We start from the raw sequence: 17,238 nt of genomic DNA on the forward strand, positions 1-17,238 counted from the left end.
GGGCCGCGCAGCGGCCCCAAAAACACAACTGGCGGGCACGACCTCGAAAGATCGCCCCGCCAGCCGTCAACGATCTAAATCGTTACCGCTTCTTACGCACATAAAGAACCAGATTATGGTCCACGAGCTCAAAGCCATGCTCGGCCACGATCTCTTTCTGGCGCTTTTCGATTTCCGAATCGAAGAACTCGATGACTTCGCTGGTCTCCACGTTGACCATATGGTCGTGGTGACCGCCATCCGCCAGCTCAAACACCGCGTGGCCGCCGTCGAAGTTATGACGAACCACCAGGCCCGCTGCTTCGAACTGGGTCAAAACCCGGTAAACAGTGGCCAGACCGACGTCCTCGCCAGCCTCCATCAGCGCCTTGTAGACATCCTCGGCACTCATGTGTCGCTGCTCGGTAGAATCGAGCATCTGAAGGATCTTAACTCGAGGCAGTGTCACCTTGAGACCAGCTTTACGTAGTTCGCTATTTTCAACCATGGTCAGCTTTCTCGCCGATGCTGCTTCGCAGCTTCTCTTAATACGGGTATGATCGGGGTTTACGTTGTCCAGCCAAGATAGTGGAAGTCGCCCACCGATGCAAAAGTCCAAGCTCTTGCTAACCAGCCTCACCCTAGTGGGACTGCTCGCACTCGCCGGTTGCTCGTTTCCCGGGGTTTACAAAATCGACATCCAGCAGGGCAATGTCGTCACGCAGGACATGATAGACCAATTACGCCCGGGAATGACCCGCCGGCAAGTAAGGTTTATCATGGGCAACCCGCTGATTCAGGATACTTTCAACACCAACCGTTGGGATTATCTCTACAGCTTGCAGCCTGGTGGCGGTAAACGTCAGCAAGAGCGCATGAGCATCTTCTTCAATGAAGGTGATCAGCTGGTCAGTCTGTCCGGTGACTTCATGCCTGGCGTCAGCCGAGATCAAGAGATCCTCGGTGGCAGCGGTGATACCACCGTCAGCCCGGACGCTCAGCCTGGCCAACCCACCCAGCCAGAAGAAAAGCCAGCTCGTCGCGGCTCGACCGAAGAATCGATCCAACGCGAAATCGACACCATCGAAGCAACACCGGTGCCGACCCCAGCTCCGCTGGATACCAATCCGCAGTAAGCAGATTGGCTCCAAGAAAAAGCCCGAACCTAGGTTCGGGCTTTTTTTGTGCCTGCGCTTTGCCAAATCGTCAGCCGTTGAGCTGCTTGGCACGCTGGCAGAAAGCATCGACCAGAGTATTCGCGGCCTGGTTGAACAGCGGCCCGAGGGTGGCGCGCACGATCGGCCCGGCATAATCAAACGACAGGTCGAGGCTGATCTTGCAGGCCTTGTCACCCAGCGGCTTGAACACCCACACGCCGTGCAACTGGCTGAACGGGCCTTCTTCAAGGTTCATCTCGATCGACTGCCCCGGCACCAGCACATTGCGCGTAACAAAGTGCTGGCTAAGCCCGCCTTTGGCCACTTCCAGTTTGGCGCGCATGCTCGTCTCGCTGCTCTCGAGCACCGTCGAGGCCGAGCACCACGGCAGAAATTCTGGGTAGCTGGCGACGTCATTGACCAGGTCATACAGCGCCTGGGCAGGGTACGGCAGCAGGGCAGAGCGTTGAATATGGGTAGTCATCCAGGCATCGATTCCAAGGCTGGGCGGCAGCACTTCGCAGCTCACCGAAAACAGGTTCTGTGGGTTACACAGTGTGTCCATTGTCCGGGATTCACCCGGCAGGCTCAAGCGCACCGAAAACCCCGTAGCCGACAACGCCATGACTGCCTATAATGCGGCCCCTATGGCTAAGCAAAAGAAACATCCGACCGGGACCATCGCGCAGAACAAGAAAGCGCGTCACGATTACTTCATCGAACACAAGTTCGAGGCCGGGCTGGTCCTGTCCGGTTGGGAAGTAAAAAGCCTGCGGGCCGGTAAGGCACACCTGACTGACAGCTACGTGCTGCTCAAGGACGGTGAAGCCTGGTTGTTCGGTTGCCACATTGCGCCGCTGACTGCCGCCAGCACCCACGTCATCGCCGACCCGATCCGCACCCGTAAACTGCTGCTGAACAAGCGCGAGCTTGAGCGCGTGCACGCTGCCGTGGCGCAGAAGGGCTACACCTGTGTGGCCTTGTCGCTGTACTGGAGCAAACACCTGATCAAGTGCGAAATCGCCTTGGGCAAGGGCAAGAAGGAATTCGACAAGCGCGACACCGAGCGCGAACGCGATTCCAACCGCGAGATGCAGCGGGCTGTGCGCAACAAAGGCAAGGAAGACTGATTCCTCGTTGATTTGTGGTGCCTGCTTTGGGGCTGCTTTGCAGCCCTTCGCGGGCAAGCCCGCTCCCACAGGGCACTAAGCTGCACTCAGATACCTGTGGGAGCGGGCTTGCCCGCGAAGGGCCGCAAAGCGGCCCCAGCCATCTCAAGCCAAACCCCATCACCGCCCACTCCGCCGCTCCGCCCGCGCCACCCGATGCGCCTCCTCCTGCGCCTCTTCGAGCACCTCCTGCACATACAGGATATGCCGGCTCGACACCTCCCGCGCCTCCTCAGCCCTACCCTCAACAATCGCCTGATACAGCTCGCGATGCTGCCCAATCAACATATCCCGCGTCTCGCTACGCTGCTGATACATCCCGCCAATGTTGGTCACCACATTGCGCTTGAGCAAATCAAACAAGCCACGAATCGTGTGCAGCAACACCGCGTTATGGCTCGCCTCGGCAATCGCCAGATGGAACCGCGCATCCGCCGCGCCCTCCTCCGCCCGGCTCACCTCGGCCTTGCGTGAATAACAATCCTGCAGCTCATCGAACGCCGCCTTGAGCCGCTCACGGTCAGGTTCGGTCGCCCGCTGCGCCGCATAAAACGCACACGACGCCTCCAGCGTATGGCGAAACTCGAGCAAGTCCCGCTGCGCCTCCGGGCTGTGTTCAAGCAGCTGCAGCAGCGGGTCACTGAAGGTTGCCCCCAGCGACGCCGCCACATAATTGCCGCCACCCTGGCGACTCACCAGCAGCCCCTTGGCTACCAGCTTCTGGATCGCCTCGCGCAGCGATGGCCGCGACACGCCGAACTGCTCGGCCAGGGCGCGCTCGGCCGGCAGGCGCTGACCCGAGGTCAAGGTACCTTCAAGGATCATCCCTTCCAGGCGCTCGACAATGTCGTCGGACAGGCGCCGTTGGCGAACCTGATCAAAAACCATCACTTACTCTCCACAAACCCTCGCACACACAGCGAGGCCTACTATTTTGGCCTATCCAGGCTGCGCTCACACGTATCAGTTGCGTAATAAAAGCTGGGTATTCGCATGCCGCGCTGGCTTTGATCCTGGCGAGCATTGCCGGGGGCGCTTTGCGCCCCAGCACCCTCAAGACAAACGCAACGCCCAAAAACACCCCAACCCCAAGCCACTCATCGACATTCCACCAAAGTACAAGCCGAGACAAATTGACACAGGCCCAGCTGCGCTTTTAACCTAGCATCCGCACATTGTAAATTGGTCTTACCAATTACCCAGTGCCAGTGCTGACCAACAACAATTAGGGGCCAACCCATCATGCAAACCTGGCAACAAATCTATAGCCCATTGGGCAGTCTTGGCCTGTCCGCGCTGGCGGCCGTGATCCCGATCGTATTCTTCTTCCTCGCCCTGGCCGTATTCCGCCTCAAAGGCCACGTGGCCGGCAGCATCACCCTCGGCCTGTCGATTCTGGTCGCCATCTTTGCCTTCAACATGCCGGTCGACATGGCCCTGGCAGCTGCCGGTTATGGCTTCCTCTACGGCCTGTGGCCAATCGCCTGGATCATCGTTGCCGCGGTGTTCCTGTACAAACTGACGGTCAAGAGCGGCCAGTTCGAAGTGATCCGCAGCTCGGTGCTGTCGATCACCGACGACCAACGCCTGCAAGTACTGCTGATCGGCTTCTGCTTCGGCGCCTTCCTTGAAGGTGCCGCCGGCTTCGGCGCACCCGTAGCGATCACCGCTGCCCTGCTGGTCGGCCTGGGCTTCAATCCCCTCTACGCCGCTGGCCTGTGCCTGATCGCCAACACCGCGCCAGTCGCCTTCGGCGCGCTCGGCATCCCGATCATCGTCGCCGGCCAGGTGACCGGCATCGACGCCTTCCACATCGGCGCCATGACCGGCCGCCAGCTGCCGCTGCTGTCGCTGTTCGTACCGTTCTGGCTGGTGTTCATGATGGACGGCCTGCGCGGCGTCAAAGAAACCTGGCCTGCCGCCCTGGTCGCCGGCCTGAGCTTCGCCGTGACCCAGTACTTCACCTCCAACTACATTGGCCCAGAACTGCCCGATATCACCTCGGCGCTGGCCAGCCTGATCTCGCTGACCCTGTTCCTCAAAGTCTGGCAGCCAAAGCGCTCGATGGCCGTGGCCCAGGGCAGCGTCGGCGCCGCCGTAGTGCAGTCCAGCGGCAGCCAGCCAACCCCGTACAGCTTCGGTGAAATCTTCAAGGCCTGGTCGCCGTTCCTGATCCTCACCGTGCTGGTAACGATCTGGACCCTGAAGCCATTCAAGGCCGCGTTCGCCCCCGGCGGCGCGATGTACAACTTCGTCTTCAACTTCGCCATCCCGCACCTCGACCAGCTGGTGATCAAGACCGCGCCGATCGTTGCAGCCCCAACCGCCATGCCAGCGGTGTTCAAGCTCGACCCGATCTCCGCCACCGGCACCGCGATCTTCCTCTCGGCACTGATCTCGATGTGGGTCCTGAAGATCAACTTCAAAACTGGTATTACCACTTTCAAAGAAGTGCTGTGGGAGCTGCGCTGGCCAATCCTGTCGATCGGCATGGTGCTGGCGTTCGCCTTCGTCACCAACTACTCCGGCATGTCCTCGACCATGGCCCTGGTCCTGGCCGGCACTGGCGCTGCGTTCCCGTTCTTCTCGCCGTTCCTCGGTTGGCTGGGCGTGTTCCTGACCGGCTCGGACACCTCGTCCAATGCCCTGTTCAGCTCGCTGCAAGCCACCACCGCGCACCAGATCGGCGTCAGCGACACCCTGCTGGTGGCGGCCAACACCAGCGGCGGCGTGACCGGCAAGATGATCTCGCCACAATCGATCGCCGTGGCCTGCGCCGCGACCGGCCTGGTTGGCAAGGAATCGGACCTGTTCCGCTTCACCGTCAAGCACAGCCTGTTCTTCGCCACCATCGTCGGCGTGATCACCCTGGTGCAAGCCTACTGGCTCACCGGCATGCTGGTTCACCACTAAAGTGACAGGGGCCGGGCGCACTCGACTGCGCCCGGCAGCCACCCCTCACCACCTTTGCAGCGAGCATCCATGATCATTTCTGCCTCCACCGATTACCGCGTCGCGGCCCAGCGCAAGCTGCCACCGTTCCTGTTCCACTACGCCGACGGTGGCGCCTACGCCGAATACACCCTACGCCGCAACGTCGAAGACCTGGCCAGCATCGCCCTGCGCCAACGCGTGCTCAACAACATGTCCGAACTCAACCTGCAGACGCAGCTGTTCGGCGAAACCCTGAGCATGCCGGTCGCCCTCGCCCCGGTCGGCCTGACCGGCATGTACGCCCGCCGCGGCGAAGTGCAGGCCGCCCGCGCCGCCGCCGCGCACGGCATCCCCTTCACCATGTCGACCGTGTCGGTTTGCCCGATCGAAGAAGTCGCCCCGGCGATCGACCGGCCAATGTGGTTCCAGCTGTATGTATTGAAAGACCGCGGCTTCATGCGTAACGCCCTTGAGCGCGCCAAGGCCGCCGGCGTTAAAACCCTGATCTTCACCGTCGACATGCCCGTACCCGGCGCGCGCTACCGCGATGCCCACTCCGGCATGAGCGGCGCCAACGGCCCGATGCGCCGCGTGCTGCAAGCCATGACCCACCCACAGTGGGCCTGGGACGTCGGCGTGATGGGCCGCCCGCACGACCTGGGCAACATCTCCACCTACCGCGGCAACCCCACCGGCCTTGCCGACTATATAGGCTGGCTGGGCAACAACTTCGACCCGTCGATCTCGTGGAAAGACCTCGAGTGGATCCGCGAATTCTGGGACGGCCCGATGATCATCAAAGGCATCCTCGACCCGGACGACGCCCGTGATGCGGTCAAGTTCGGCGCCGACGGCATCGTCGTCTCCAACCACGGCGGCCGCCAGCTCGACGGCGTGCTCTCCAGCGCCCGCGCCCTGCCGGCGATTGCCGATGCGGTCAAAGGCGACATCAAGATCCTCGCCGACTCCGGCATCCGCAGCGGCCTCGACGTGGTGCGCATGATCGCCCTCGGCGCCGACAGCGTGCTGATCGGCCGCGCCTTCCTCTGGGCGCTGGCCACCCACGGCGAAGCCGGGGTGAAAAACCTGCTGGCCCTGTTCGAAAAAGAAATGCGCGTGGCCATGGTGCTGACCGGCGCCAAGTCGATCAGCGAAATCAGCCGCGACTCGCTGGTCCGCGAACTGGGCGCCTGACGCGCCCTACCCCACACCGCCTGATTGCCCGGGGCACGTTGCGCCACAGATGCGACGGCCCCGCGAGGAGATTGCATGAGCCTGCCTGCCGCGTTCCTCAGAGATGCCGAGCGCCTGATCCCCGCCAACCGCCGCTTCAGCGACCCGACCTCGACCCTGGCCTTTGGCACCGACGCCAGCTTTTACCGGCTGATCCCCCAGCTGGTAGTGCGCGTCGAATCGGAAGACGAAGTGGTCGGCCTGCTGCAACTGGCCCAGCGCGAACGCGTGCCGGTGACCTTCCGCGCCGCCGGCACCAGCTTGTCTGGCCAGGCCCTCAGCGACTCGGTGTTGATCGTGCTCGGCGACAGCTGGAACGGCAAGGAAATCCGCCGCCAGGGCGAGCAGATCCGCCTGCAACCCGGCGTCATCGGCGCCCAGGCCAACGCCTGGCTGGCCCCGTTCGGGCGCAAGATCGGCCCCGACCCGGCCTCGATCAACGCCTGCAAGATCGGCGGCATCGTCGCCAACAACGCCAGCGGCATGTGCTGCGGCACCGCGCAAAACACCTACCACACCCTCGCCGGGCTGCGCCTGGTGCTGGCCGACGGCACCCGCCTCGACAGTGAAGACCCAGCCAGCGTCGCCGCCTTCGAGCACAGCCACGGCGCCCTGCTCGCCGAGCTGGCCCGACTCGGCCAGGAGACCCGCGCCAATACTGAACTGGCTGCGCGAATCCGCCACAAATACCGCCTGAAAAACACCACCGGCCTGTCGCTTAATGCCCTGATCGACTACGACCAGCCGCTCGACATCCTCCAGCACCTGCTGGTCGGCTCCGAAGGCACCCTCGGCTTTATCAGCGCCGTGACCTACGACACCGTGCTTGACCACCCGCACAAAGCCTCGGCGCTGATCGTCTTTCCCACCGTAGAAAGCTGCTGCAAGGCCGTCACCGTGCTCAAGAGCCAGCCGGTGTCCGCCGTCGAACTGCTCGACCGCCGCAGCCTGCGCTCCGTACAGAGCAAACCCGGCATGCCGGTGTGGGTCCGCGCCCTGTCGGACAACGCCTGCGCCCTGCTGATCGAGTCCCGCGCCGCCAGCCAGACGCTGCTGCACGAGCAACTCGAGCTGATCATGGCGTCGATTGCCGAATTCCCGCTGGAGCAGAAGGTCGACTTCAGCGAAGATCCGACCGTGTACAACCTGCTGTGGAAAATCCGCAAAGACACCTTCCCCGCCGTCGGCGCCGTGCGTCAGACCGGGACTACCGTAATCATCGAAGACGTCACCTTCCCGGTTGAAGTCCTGGCCGAAGGCGTCAACCGCCTGATCCAGCTGTTCGACAAACACGGCTACGCCGAGGCGATCATTTTTGGCCACGCCCTGGAAGGCAACCTGCACTTCGTCTTCACCCAAGGCTTCAACAACGCCGCCGAAGTCGCCCGCTACCAGGCCTTCATGGACGACGTCGCGCAACTGGTCGCCGTCGAATTCGGCGGCTCGCTCAAGGCCGAGCACGGCACCGGCCGCAACATGGCGCCCTTCGTCGAGCTGGAATGGGGCAAAGACGCCTACCAACTAATGTGGCAGCTCAAGCGCCTGCTCGACCCCAACGGCATCCTCAACCCCGACGTGGTGCTCAGCGAAGACCCGGACATCCACCTGAAAAACCTCAAACCGCTACCCGCCGCCGACGAAATCGTCGACAAGTGCATCGAGTGCGGTTTCTGCGAACCGGTGTGCCCGTCCAAAGGCCTGACCCTCAGCCCCCGCCAGCGCATCGTCATGTGGCGCGACATTCAAGCGAAAAAGCGCTCCGGCGAAGACGTGCGCCAACTGCTGCGCGACTTCCAGTACCAGGGCATCGACACCTGCGCCGCCACCGGCCTGTGCGCCCAGCGCTGCCCGGTTGGCATCAACACCGGCGAGCTGGTGAAAAAGCTGCGTGGCCAGGCCGCCGACCACGGCAAAACCGCCGACTGGCTGGCCGAACACTTCCAGGCCACCCTGCGCGGCGCCCGCTTCACCCTCGCCGCCGCCAACGGCGCACGCAAACTGCTCGGTGCGCCGCGCCTCGAACGTCTCAGCGCCTCATTAAGCAAAGCCAGCAACGGCCGCCTGCCGCAGTGGACCAGCGCCATGCCGCAACCCCTGCGCGCCATCGACTTCGGCCCGGCCAGTAACGACGCCCGCCCCCGCGTGGTGTACCTCGCCGCCTGCGTGTCGCGGGTGATGGGCCCGGCCTACGCCGATCGCGAACAAAGCTCGCTGCTGGACAAAACCCAACGCTTGCTGGAAAAAGCCGGTTACCAGGTGGTATTCCCGGAAAACGCCGACAGCCTCTGCTGCGGCCAGCCATTTGCGTCAAAAGGTTACGCCGAGCAGGCCGAACACAAGCGCCAGGAGCTGATCAACGCCCTGCTGTTGGCCACCCGCGGCGGCATCGATCCGGTGTACTGCGACACCAGCCCGTGCACCTTGCGCCTGGTGCAGGACCTTGGCGAAACCCGCCTCGACCTGTACGACCCGGTGCGCTTCATTCGCACCTTCCTGGTCGACCGGCTGGAGTTCACCCCGCAGGAGGAGCCGGTGGCCGTGCACGTCACCTGCAGCACCCAGCACCTCGGTGAAAGCCAGGCGCTGATTGACCTGGCGCGGCGTTGCAGCAAGCAGGTGGTGATCCCCGAGGGGATTCATTGCTGTGGGTTTGCCGGGGACAAGGGCTTTACCACGCCGGAGCTGAACAACCATGCGCTGCGCAGTTTGAAGGATGCGGTGCAGTACTGCAGCGAGGGGATTTCGACCAGTCGTACGTGTGAAATCGGGCTGTCGAGCAACAGCGGGATCGACTATCACGGGTTGGTTTATCTGGTGGATCGGGTGACTCGCGCGCGGGTGATCTGAGTTTGGGTTTGGCGGTGTCCAGTTGCGGGTCTTCCGTAGGACATTTCCGAACCTGAAACCAAATGCTTCTGGATTGGGGTCTTGGGAATTATCCTACGGGCGCTGACGCCGTTTCGCTGTTGTTGATCTTGGCCATCAGGGCTAATTTCCTCGGGTCGTCTTTTTGGGCGATCTGGGTGTGAGAGCCCGCCATGGGTAACAACCGCAGCTCCGCTATGGCAGCTGTGCGTGGGCAGGCTTCGGCCTGGCCGGGTTTCCTATGTTGCCGGTCTCTCACCCCACGTACCGCTGCCACCTTTATCTTGTGAGAGGGATTGTGGGAGGTAGCTCCTGTGTAACGTAGGAGTCACGCCATGAAGAAATTAGTCCCTGATCCACCCCGCTTCAAAATGCTCAATAACCCCTTCTTCTCGCTCCACAACGACCTGCCCACGCCCGACGCGCTCGCCCATTCCAGCGAACTGCTACGCGGTGTAATCGAGACCATCGACGAGCACTGCCGCCATCACGCCGGCGAGCCCGGCCTTAACCTGCTCAGCAACGCCGCCCACGCCGCGGAAACCGCCCGCGCCCTGGTCGAACACGTCATGCACCGCGCCACCGTTGAAGAAGGAGCGCCGCAATGACCCACGACCTCGACAGCTGGACCACCGTCGGCACCGAAACCTGCCACGACCTCTACCGCATCAAGCCCGGCGTGCACGTCGAGCGCGCCTTTCAGGAACTGTCCGCGCTACTGAGCATGGTCCGCCACCTCACCCAGCAAGCCGACAAAAACGACGACCCCGTCGCCCTCGAAGCCGCCCGCTACCTGAGCGCTCTAGCTCGGGCACTCGGCACCGACATAGAAAGTGGCAAAGCCCTACGCGACGCAATCCAATAACGACAACCATGTCAGCAGGCCAGCATTTGCATTGAACCCTCGCGGAAACCGCGCAGTCCATCTTTACAGGCCCGCCTTCCAGAGGCCTTCCAGAAGGAGACACCCATGAAAGGTACTGCGCTTTCCGCTCTCTTCGCGGCTGCCACACTGCTGGCCTCGCCAGCGTTTGCTGCCGACGACCTCTGCGCGATCAACCTGCAGAAAATCGACGACAGCATGGCCACCGCCGGCGCCACCTCCGAAGGCCTCGACAAAACCCTGACCGAGCACGTCGACAAAGCCAAGGCTGCCCAAGCCAGCGGCGACACCAAAGAATGCATCACCATCACCAGCAAAGTACTCCAGCGTCTCGAAAAAACCGACAAAGGCAGCGGCACCGCTGGCGGCAGCGGGACCTAAGCAGCAGGCAGCAAACGGACGACGGCACCCGCAGTCGACGTCGTCCGCATAAAGGCGTATACTCCGCCTTGCGTGCTGAAAAGCACGCTCAGCTCTAGAGCTGAGTTGGGGCCGATTAGGATTCGACGCCGGTCGCGAAACTCTAGGTGCATGCCGAGTTGGTAACAGAACTCGTAAATCCACTGTTGCAACTTTCTATAGTTGCCAATGACGAAAACTACGAGGGTTACGCTCTCGCTGCGTAAGCAGCTGAGCCCGCTCTCCTGGTAGCTTCGGCTCCAGCAATCACTAGGGGATGCCTGTAAACCCGAAGTGATTGTCATACAGAACAGGATCGTCGTGTAGCACGTTGGGGGCAAAGCGACTAAAACTTACCCAACTCGTCCAAAGCACCCTGCCACTCGGGCGGCTGCGGATTAACTTAGTTGAGATGGCTACGCATGTAGTACCGACAGCGGAGTACTGGCGGACGGGGGTTCAAATCCCCCCGGCTCCACCAAATGATCAATCAAAGACGTCCACGGACGTCTTTTTTTGTGCCTGAAAGCCAGTAAATACGCGGCTTCCAGCGCTTTTGCGGTCTTTCGAGAGTTTTTGAGTTCCAGCCGTTCGGGTATTCCAGGCGGTATTCCACTTCACCCGGTGCTAATCTTTGGAATACCGAATCAGTGCTTGAGGACAATCTCATGCCTGCTCAAAACCTCCGCCTCTCCGATCGACAGCTCAAGGGAGTCAAACCCGCGTCCAAGGATTACGTCCTTACTGACGGCGACGGTTTGCAGCTCCGTGTACGCAGCAACGGCTCGTTGCTGTGGAATTTCAACTACCGCGAACCGGTGACCAAGAAGCGCATCAACATTGGCTTCGGGACATATCCCGAACTGTCACTGGCGAATGCACGAAAGAAGGCAGTCGAAGCGCGCGAGCTGCTCGCCCAAGGCATCGATCCGAAGGCGCAGCGCGATACGTTGAATGAAGCCAAGCGCGCAGAAACGGAACACACCTTCGAGAACGTGGCTACGGCCTGGTTCGAGCTCAAGAAAGACTCGGTCACCCCGGCCTATGCCGAAGACATTTGGCGGTCGCTCACGCTGCACGTGTTCCCCGACTTGAGAACGACACCACTTGCGAAAATCACCGCGCCGATGGTGATCGCATTGCTTCGTCCAATCGAAGCGAAAGGCAGCTTGGAGACGGTCAAGCGTCTTAGCCAGCGGCTAAACGAGATCATGACCTACGGCGTAAACTCCGGCCTGATCTTCGCCAACCCGCTCACCGGCATTCGGGCAGTATTCAAGAAGCCCAAGAAAGAAAACATGGCTGCGCTTCCGCCCGAGGAGCTCCCCGAGCTCATGCTGGAGATCGCGAACGCCAGCATCAAACGCACCACCCGCTGTCTGATCGAATGGCAGTTGCACACCATGACTCGCCCTGCCGAGGCGGCGACCACTCGCTGGGCAGACATCGACTTTGAAAGGCGTGTCTGGACCATCCCAGCAGAGCGGATGAAGAAGCGCCGCCCACACAGCATTCCTTTGAGTGATCACGCTGTCGCGTTGTTGGAGTCATTGAAGACTCACAGCGGCCATCGCGAATACGTCTTTCCGGCTGACAGAAATCCTCGTACCCATGCCAATAGTCAGACCGCCAACATGGCGTTGAAACGCATGGGGTTCCAGGATCGGTTGGTCAGCCACGGCATGCGCTCGATGGCCAGCACCATTCTGAATGAGCATGGGTGGGACCCGGAACTCATTGAGGTAGCACTGGCGCATGTCGACAAGGACGAGGTGCGCAGCGCCTACAACCGCGCCGACTACATTGAGCGCCGTCGTCCGATGATGGCCTGGTGGAGTGAGTACATCCAGAAAGCCGCCACCGGTAGCCTGCTCGCCTCAGCGTACGGCCAAGTCAGAGACAAGAACGTGGTGCCGATACGCTAGCGCTGTACAGGCGCAATAACGGCGGCGACAGCAACTGAGCGCTCAAGATTCAGGGAAAGCAGCCTCGTTTAGCCGCTTGTCAGCGCGGGCCCATCCAAACAGGGCTGCAAAGCCGCCCTGTTTGGATGGACCTCACTTTGAAGAGCTAAAAGCCACGACGTTGTCCGAGATTTACCACGGAATTCCACCGATGGATAACCGCTCTTCATGTCCCCAAGAGCGCTGAATTTCGGCCCTTGACCGGGTTTATCCACAGGCGTAGAACTGGCCGTGCAAGCGCTGTCGATGACAGCAACCCAGGTGGCCCGAACCTTGAAGGTCACGCCGCTCTTGCGGTGGTTCTCCCCCAAATGGCGATTCGCGTCCGGCAGCTCGCCCGGTCACCTCCCCGGTGATGGATGCCTACTTCAGATGATGGCCCTCGTGCGCCAGACAACACTTCCTACTTCGCTGCTCTGCAGCAACCTATCCGCTTGGCCGAATCTTGCGCCAACCTGTGACCGTCTCTTTCACTGGAAAGAGACGGGCACTCCTGACACTGCTGCAGCCCTGATCGCACATGGCTCAGCGGCTATTCCCCTCGTGACAATTGGCGTGACAAACGCCGATGTCACCAGCAACAGCGCTGTAGATGATGGTGCCGCAGTCCAAGGAATGGACAGCACCTGACTGACAGTCAGGCATGCCCCGGCCATCGCATCGCTGCTTTCACCCGGCTCAGGATCTTCAGGCGCTGGTCTAGTCAGCCAGTGCTGCCTCCACCCGCCCACCGGCAACGGTGTTCAGGAGGCCAGATCATGAGATGCCCTTGCTCCCGGTCGTAAGGAGCCGCCAGTCCCGCGTAGTGGACATTCCCCACAGGTCGCAGGGGCCTTGATCCCTGATAACACTCAACATTCCTGGCGGGATGACGTGGGGCGAGGATCGAAGAGCGGAAAATGAGGTGAGCGACATGGCATTGGTGGGTAAACGCGATGGCCGCAATTTCGGCTACGGCAGGCAGTTGAGCTACGCGGGACCGCAAGCGCTGAAATACATGTTCGGCGGCGGTCACTACGGCACGGTCAAAGCGCACTGTGATCGGTGGCAGGCATTCGTGAAGTGGTGCCGCTCTGAACAGGGGCCCGGTATCAATGATGCGCGGCAGATTGATCGGAAGGTGTTGGCCGACTATGCAGCGTATCTGCGCGACATGGTTAGGCGCGGTGATCTCGCCGTCAGCACCGCACAAAATCGGCTATCAAGCGTTAACAGAACCATGGCGGCGCTTCGCGGTGATCAGTGTGTGAAGTTGCCAAACCCGAGCAAGGCGCTGGGTATGCAGCGCACCGGGGTTCGACAATCGGTGCCTCAGGGCCAAGACCGCGAACAGGTTAAACAGATCTTCGATGCACTTTGCCGCCATCATCGACTACGGGCCGCCGCGATCATTCGGTTGGCGCGAGCCACCGGCATGCGCTTGCGTGAGGCTATCTTGGCTGACCTGCCACGGTTAAACCGCGAGGCAAACGACTTAGGCAGGATTAACATTCAGGATGGCACCAAAGGTGGCCGCGCCGGCGCCTCGGCACCACGTTGGATTGCGGTGGACGAACATGTTCGAGGTGCACTTGAGTTTGCAAGGCAGATTTCGCCTGCGGGTAGCCGTAACCTTATTGCGCCACACGAAAGCTACCTGAGCATTCTGCAAGGAATCGTTCATCCCGCCCGCGACATCCTGCATTCACACAATCTTAAAGGCTTCCATGAGCTACGAGCGGCGTACGCTTGTGAGCGCTATGAGCAAATAACCCAACACCGAGCGCCGATCAATGGCGGCCACTGTTGCCAGATAGATAGGAACCTTGATCGTGAGGCCCGGAGGCAAATCAGCTACGAGCTGGGGCACGGTCGGATCGACGTGGTCTCTGCCTACGTTGGAGGGCGAACATGAGTAAGCCATTCGACATGGAACTGTTCTTGGCTGGAGTGCTGACGGGGTCGCAGGCAACTCAACAACGCCATGTGCGACAGGCGAAAATCATCCAGGCTGAAATAGCAGTACGCTGGCAGCGAGAAACGCCTTGGGCCTGGCAGAGAAAGCATTTGGTTTGGTTTCTCGAGCAACGCCTGAAAGAACGAAGTGGTGCTTCACAGTATTACTATCTACTGACCGTACGGCTGCTCGCCCGACGATTAGAAAAGCCATGGGTTTTCAACCGCTGTCAGGGCATACGCAGGCCTGACGGCCGACGTTGAGAGTGCCGGCCCTCAATACTGGCAGCATGCCTCTAGCCCTTCTGATAAAGTCCGCAGCACGTCATAGGGACATAGCCAGCCATGGACAAGAAATCACTTTCCGAGCGGGACATCTGCAGTAAATACATCGCCCCAGCTATTCAGCAATCTGGTTGGGACATGCACAAACAGGTGCGTGAAGAGGTCAGCTTCACCAAAGGCCGTATTATGGTCCGTGGCAAGCTTCACAGCCGGGGCGAAGCACGCCGTGCAGACTTCATCCTCTACCACCAAGCCAACCTGCCTATCGCTGTGATCGAGGCAAAGGATAACAAGCACTCCATTGGCTCCGGTATGCAGCAAGCTCTTGGCTATGCAGAGGCGTTGGATGTGCCGTTCGTATTCTCCAGCAATGGCGATGGCTTCCTCTTTCATGATCGCAGTGGTACAGGCAGCAAGGTCGAAGCTGAACTCTCCTTGGATCAGTTCCCTAGTCCTGCCGAACTTTGGCACCGCTACTGCCAATGGAAGGGGTTGGACAATGCTGCTCAACACAAGGTCGAAGCACCCTACTACGACGACGGCTCCGGACGTATGCCGCGCTATTACCAAATGAACGCCATCAACCGCACCGTTGAGGCGGTGGCGCGCGGGCAGGACCGCGTTCTGCTGGTAATGGCAACTGGCACCGGAAAAACCTACACCGCCTTTCAAATCATCTGGCGACTGTGGAAATCAAAACAGAAAAAAAGAATTCTGTTCCTTGCCGACCGCAACATCCTGGTCGACCAGACAAAGAACAACGACTTTAAGCCCTTCGGCCAAGCGATGACCAAAATTGCCAGACGCCAGATAGACACCTCCTACGAGATCTACCTGTCGCTCTATCAGGCGGTGACTGGCGCTGAAGAAGAGATGAACGTCTACAAGCAGTTCTCCCGCGACTTCTTCGACTTGATCGTGATCGACGAATGCCACCGTGGCAGCGCCGCCGAGGATTCCGCCTGGCGCGAGATTCTTGACTACTTCTCCAACGCCACCCATGTCGGCCTCACCGCAACACCGAAGGAAACCAAAGAGGTGTCCAGCATCACCTACTTTGGTGAGCCGGTGTACAGCTACACCCTCAAACAGGGGATCGAGGACGGCTTTCTCGCGCCCTATAAAGTGGTGCGGATCGACTTCGACAAAGACCTGCAAGGCTGGCGCCCTCCCAAGGGCATGCTCGATAAGAATGGCGAGCTGATCGAAGACCGCATCTACAACCTCAAGGACATGGATCGTACGTTGGTCATCGAGGCGCGTACTCAACTGGTGGCACAGAAGGTCACTGAGTTCCTCAAGGCCTCCGACCCGTTCCAGAAGACCATCGTCTTTTGCGACGACATCAACCACGCCGAACGTATGCGCCAGGCCCTGGTCAACCTCAACCCCGAGCGGGTGGCCGAGAATCGTAAATACGTCATGCGCATCACCGGTGATGACCTGGAAGGCAAGGCCGAGCTGGATAACTTCATAAACCCGGAAGAGCGGTACCCGGTCATCGCCACCACCAGCAAGCTGATGACCACCGGTGTCGATGCGCAGACTTGCAAGCTGATCGTGCTCGACCAGCACATCAAGTCGATGACCGAATTCAAGCAGATCATCGGTCGTGGCACCCGCATCAATGAAGACTTCGGCAAATACTGGTTCACCATCATGGACTTCAAGAAGGCCACCGAGCTGTTTGCCGACCCGGCCTTCGACGGTGACCCGGTGGTGGTTTACGCCCCTGAAGGCAGCGAGCCGCCAATTCCGCCCGACGATTTACTTGAAGGAGATGGCATCAGTGCAGGTAGCGATGGAGAGGGTGATGATCTGGACTTTACCGGTGAGGAAGACGGCAAGAGGCGCATCAAGTACATCATCGACAGCATCCCGATCTATGTCATCGCCGAGCGTGTGCAGTACTACGGCCCGGATGGCCGACTGATCACCGAATCGCTGCACAACTACACCCGCACCTGCGTACAAAAACAGTTCGCCTCGCTGGACGAATTTCTGCGCCATTGGAGTGATGCCGAGCAGAAAAAGGCCATCATCGACGAAATGGCCACCCAAGGTGTGATGTGGGAAGCCCTGGCCGAAGAAGTGGAAAAGAAACATGGCAAGCCACTCGATCCGTTTGACTTGATCTGCCACGTCGCCTTCGACCAACCGCCGCTGTCGCGTAAAGAACGCGCCGAACAGGTGAAAAAGCGTAACTACTTCGCCAAGTATTCCGGTGCAGCCCGCCAGGTGCTGGAAGCGCTGCTGGATAAATACGCCGACACCGGCATTGAGCACATTGAGGACATCAAAATCCTCCAGCTCGATCCTTTTAACCAGCTCGGTGCACCCATCGAACTGGTTAAAGCCTTTGGCGGCAAAGCTGGCTACAACAAAGCTATCCATGAACTGGAAGACGCGCTGTACGCCAGTTAATCCGCTCTACC

General features: G+C 60.3%; 15 protein-coding genes and 1 other RNA gene. 13 read left to right on the top strand and 3 right to left on the bottom strand.

The genetic code is table 11. The annotated features are described in order from the left end of the window. Positions 1-82: 82 nt before the first annotated feature. A complete protein-coding gene (gene fur / locus IDM28_RS19295) occupies positions 83-487 on the bottom strand; it encodes a ferric iron uptake transcriptional regulator (protein ID WP_101322172.1) in 405 nt (134 codons plus the stop codon). Positions 488-584: 97 nt separating this feature from the next. Between fur and IDM28_RS19300 the strand changes: the two genes are divergently transcribed. After that, a complete protein-coding gene (locus tag IDM28_RS19300; RefSeq protein ID WP_101322173.1) occupies positions 585-1,115 on the top strand; it encodes an outer membrane protein assembly factor BamE in 531 nt (176 codons plus the stop codon). A 70-nt stretch (positions 1,116-1,185) separates the two neighbouring features. Here IDM28_RS19300 and IDM28_RS19305 read toward each other — a convergent pair whose 3' ends face one another. Then, positions 1,186-1,620 (bottom strand): type II toxin-antitoxin system RatA family toxin, encoded by a 435-nt coding sequence (locus tag IDM28_RS19305; protein WP_101323113.1) that lies wholly within the window; start codon positions 1,618-1,620, stop codon positions 1,186-1,188. Positions 1,621-1,783: 163 nt separating this feature from the next. On the opposite strand from IDM28_RS19305, the gene smpB reads away from it, so the two are divergent. Further along, positions 1,784-2,266 (top strand): SsrA-binding protein SmpB, encoded by a 483-nt coding sequence (gene smpB / locus IDM28_RS19310; protein WP_101322174.1) that lies wholly within the window; start codon positions 1,784-1,786, stop codon positions 2,264-2,266. Positions 2,267-2,425: 159 nt separating this feature from the next. Here the strand turns inward: smpB and IDM28_RS19315 are convergent, their stop codons facing one another. Next, positions 2,426-3,193, bottom strand: coding sequence for an FCD domain-containing protein (locus tag IDM28_RS19315; RefSeq protein ID WP_188036683.1), 768 nt, complete (start codon positions 3,191-3,193; stop codon positions 2,426-2,428). Between the two features lie 354 nt (positions 3,194-3,547). Between IDM28_RS19315 and IDM28_RS19320 the strand changes: the two genes are divergently transcribed. From IDM28_RS19320 to hsdR, 11 genes are all read left to right on the top strand, one after another. Then, positions 3,548-5,218, top strand: coding sequence for a lactate permease LctP family transporter (locus tag IDM28_RS19320; RefSeq protein ID WP_150571223.1), 1,671 nt, complete (start codon positions 3,548-3,550; stop codon positions 5,216-5,218). A 69-nt stretch (positions 5,219-5,287) separates the two neighbouring features. Further along, a complete protein-coding gene (lldD, locus tag IDM28_RS19325) occupies positions 5,288-6,433 on the top strand; it encodes an FMN-dependent L-lactate dehydrogenase LldD (RefSeq protein ID WP_188036684.1) in 1,146 nt (381 codons plus the stop codon). 75 nt (positions 6,434-6,508) lie between these two features. Continuing rightward, complete coding sequence (locus IDM28_RS19330) at positions 6,509-9,319, top strand: FAD-binding and (Fe-S)-binding domain-containing protein (protein WP_188036685.1); 2,811 nt, start codon at positions 6,509-6,511, stop codon at positions 9,317-9,319. 353 nt (positions 9,320-9,672) lie between these two features. After that, on the top strand, positions 9,673-9,945 hold the full coding sequence (locus IDM28_RS19335) for a hypothetical protein (protein ID WP_188036686.1): 273 nt from the start codon (positions 9,673-9,675) through the stop codon (positions 9,943-9,945). After that, positions 9,942-10,202, top strand: a complete 261-nt coding sequence (locus tag IDM28_RS19340) for a DUF3077 domain-containing protein (RefSeq protein ID WP_150572266.1) — start codon at positions 9,942-9,944, stop codon at positions 10,200-10,202. The genes IDM28_RS19335 and IDM28_RS19340 overlap by 4 nt, the downstream gene beginning before the upstream one ends. 105 nt (positions 10,203-10,307) lie before the next feature. Beyond that, complete coding sequence (locus tag IDM28_RS19345) at positions 10,308-10,601, top strand: hypothetical protein (RefSeq protein ID WP_101322181.1); 294 nt, start codon at positions 10,308-10,310, stop codon at positions 10,599-10,601. A 107-nt stretch (positions 10,602-10,708) separates the two neighbouring features. Then, positions 10,709-11,100: a transfer-messenger RNA gene (gene ssrA / locus IDM28_RS19350) on the top strand. A 187-nt stretch (positions 11,101-11,287) separates the two neighbouring features. Beyond that, positions 11,288-12,544, top strand: a complete 1,257-nt coding sequence (locus IDM28_RS19355; protein WP_188036687.1) for an integrase domain-containing protein — start codon at positions 11,288-11,290, stop codon at positions 12,542-12,544. 952 nt (positions 12,545-13,496) lie between these two features. Further along, positions 13,497-14,477: an integrase domain-containing protein gene (locus IDM28_RS19360; protein WP_188036704.1), complete on the top strand. Its 981-nt coding sequence runs from the start codon at positions 13,497-13,499 to the stop codon at positions 14,475-14,477. Then, positions 14,474-14,782, top strand: coding sequence for a hypothetical protein (locus IDM28_RS19365; RefSeq protein ID WP_188036688.1), 309 nt, complete (start codon positions 14,474-14,476; stop codon positions 14,780-14,782). Before IDM28_RS19360 ends, IDM28_RS19365 begins: the two co-directional genes overlap by 4 nt. 81 nt (positions 14,783-14,863) lie before the next feature. After that, complete coding sequence (hsdR, locus tag IDM28_RS19370) at positions 14,864-17,227, top strand: EcoAI/FtnUII family type I restriction enzme subunit R (RefSeq protein WP_188036689.1); 2,364 nt, start codon at positions 14,864-14,866, stop codon at positions 17,225-17,227. The last annotated feature ends 11 nt before the right edge of the window (positions 17,228-17,238 follow it).

Origin of the sequence: Pseudomonas sp. EZ-C24, from assembly GCF_014525325.1 — a bacterium.
Taxonomy (GTDB): domain Bacteria; phylum Pseudomonadota; class Gammaproteobacteria; order Pseudomonadales; family Pseudomonadaceae; genus Aquipseudomonas; species Aquipseudomonas shirazensis.

Coding starts and splice junctions, on each gene's coding strand:
- fur (WP_101322172.1), bottom strand. CDS start 487: ATGGTTGAAAATAGCGAACTACGTAAAGCTGGTCTCAAGGTGACACTG.
- IDM28_RS19300 (WP_101322173.1), top strand. CDS start 585: ATGCAAAAGTCCAAGCTCTTGCTAACCAGCCTCACCCTAGTGGGACTG.
- IDM28_RS19305 (WP_101323113.1), bottom strand. CDS start 1,620: ATGACTACCCATATTCAACGCTCTGCCCTGCTGCCGTACCCTGCCCAG.
- smpB (WP_101322174.1), top strand. CDS start 1,784: ATGGCTAAGCAAAAGAAACATCCGACCGGGACCATCGCGCAGAACAAG.
- IDM28_RS19315 (WP_188036683.1), bottom strand. CDS start 3,193: ATGGTTTTTGATCAGGTTCGCCAACGGCGCCTGTCCGACGACATTGTC.
- IDM28_RS19320 (WP_150571223.1), top strand. CDS start 3,548: ATGCAAACCTGGCAACAAATCTATAGCCCATTGGGCAGTCTTGGCCTG.
- lldD (WP_188036684.1), top strand. CDS start 5,288: ATGATCATTTCTGCCTCCACCGATTACCGCGTCGCGGCCCAGCGCAAG.
- IDM28_RS19330 (WP_188036685.1), top strand. CDS start 6,509: ATGAGCCTGCCTGCCGCGTTCCTCAGAGATGCCGAGCGCCTGATCCCC.
- IDM28_RS19335 (WP_188036686.1), top strand. CDS start 9,673: ATGAAGAAATTAGTCCCTGATCCACCCCGCTTCAAAATGCTCAATAAC.
- IDM28_RS19340 (WP_150572266.1), top strand. CDS start 9,942: ATGACCCACGACCTCGACAGCTGGACCACCGTCGGCACCGAAACCTGC.
- IDM28_RS19345 (WP_101322181.1), top strand. CDS start 10,308: ATGAAAGGTACTGCGCTTTCCGCTCTCTTCGCGGCTGCCACACTGCTG.
- IDM28_RS19355 (WP_188036687.1), top strand. CDS start 11,288: ATGCCTGCTCAAAACCTCCGCCTCTCCGATCGACAGCTCAAGGGAGTC.
- IDM28_RS19360 (WP_188036704.1), top strand. CDS start 13,497: ATGGCATTGGTGGGTAAACGCGATGGCCGCAATTTCGGCTACGGCAGG.
- IDM28_RS19365 (WP_188036688.1), top strand. CDS start 14,474: ATGAGTAAGCCATTCGACATGGAACTGTTCTTGGCTGGAGTGCTGACG.
- hsdR (WP_188036689.1), top strand. CDS start 14,864: ATGGACAAGAAATCACTTTCCGAGCGGGACATCTGCAGTAAATACATC.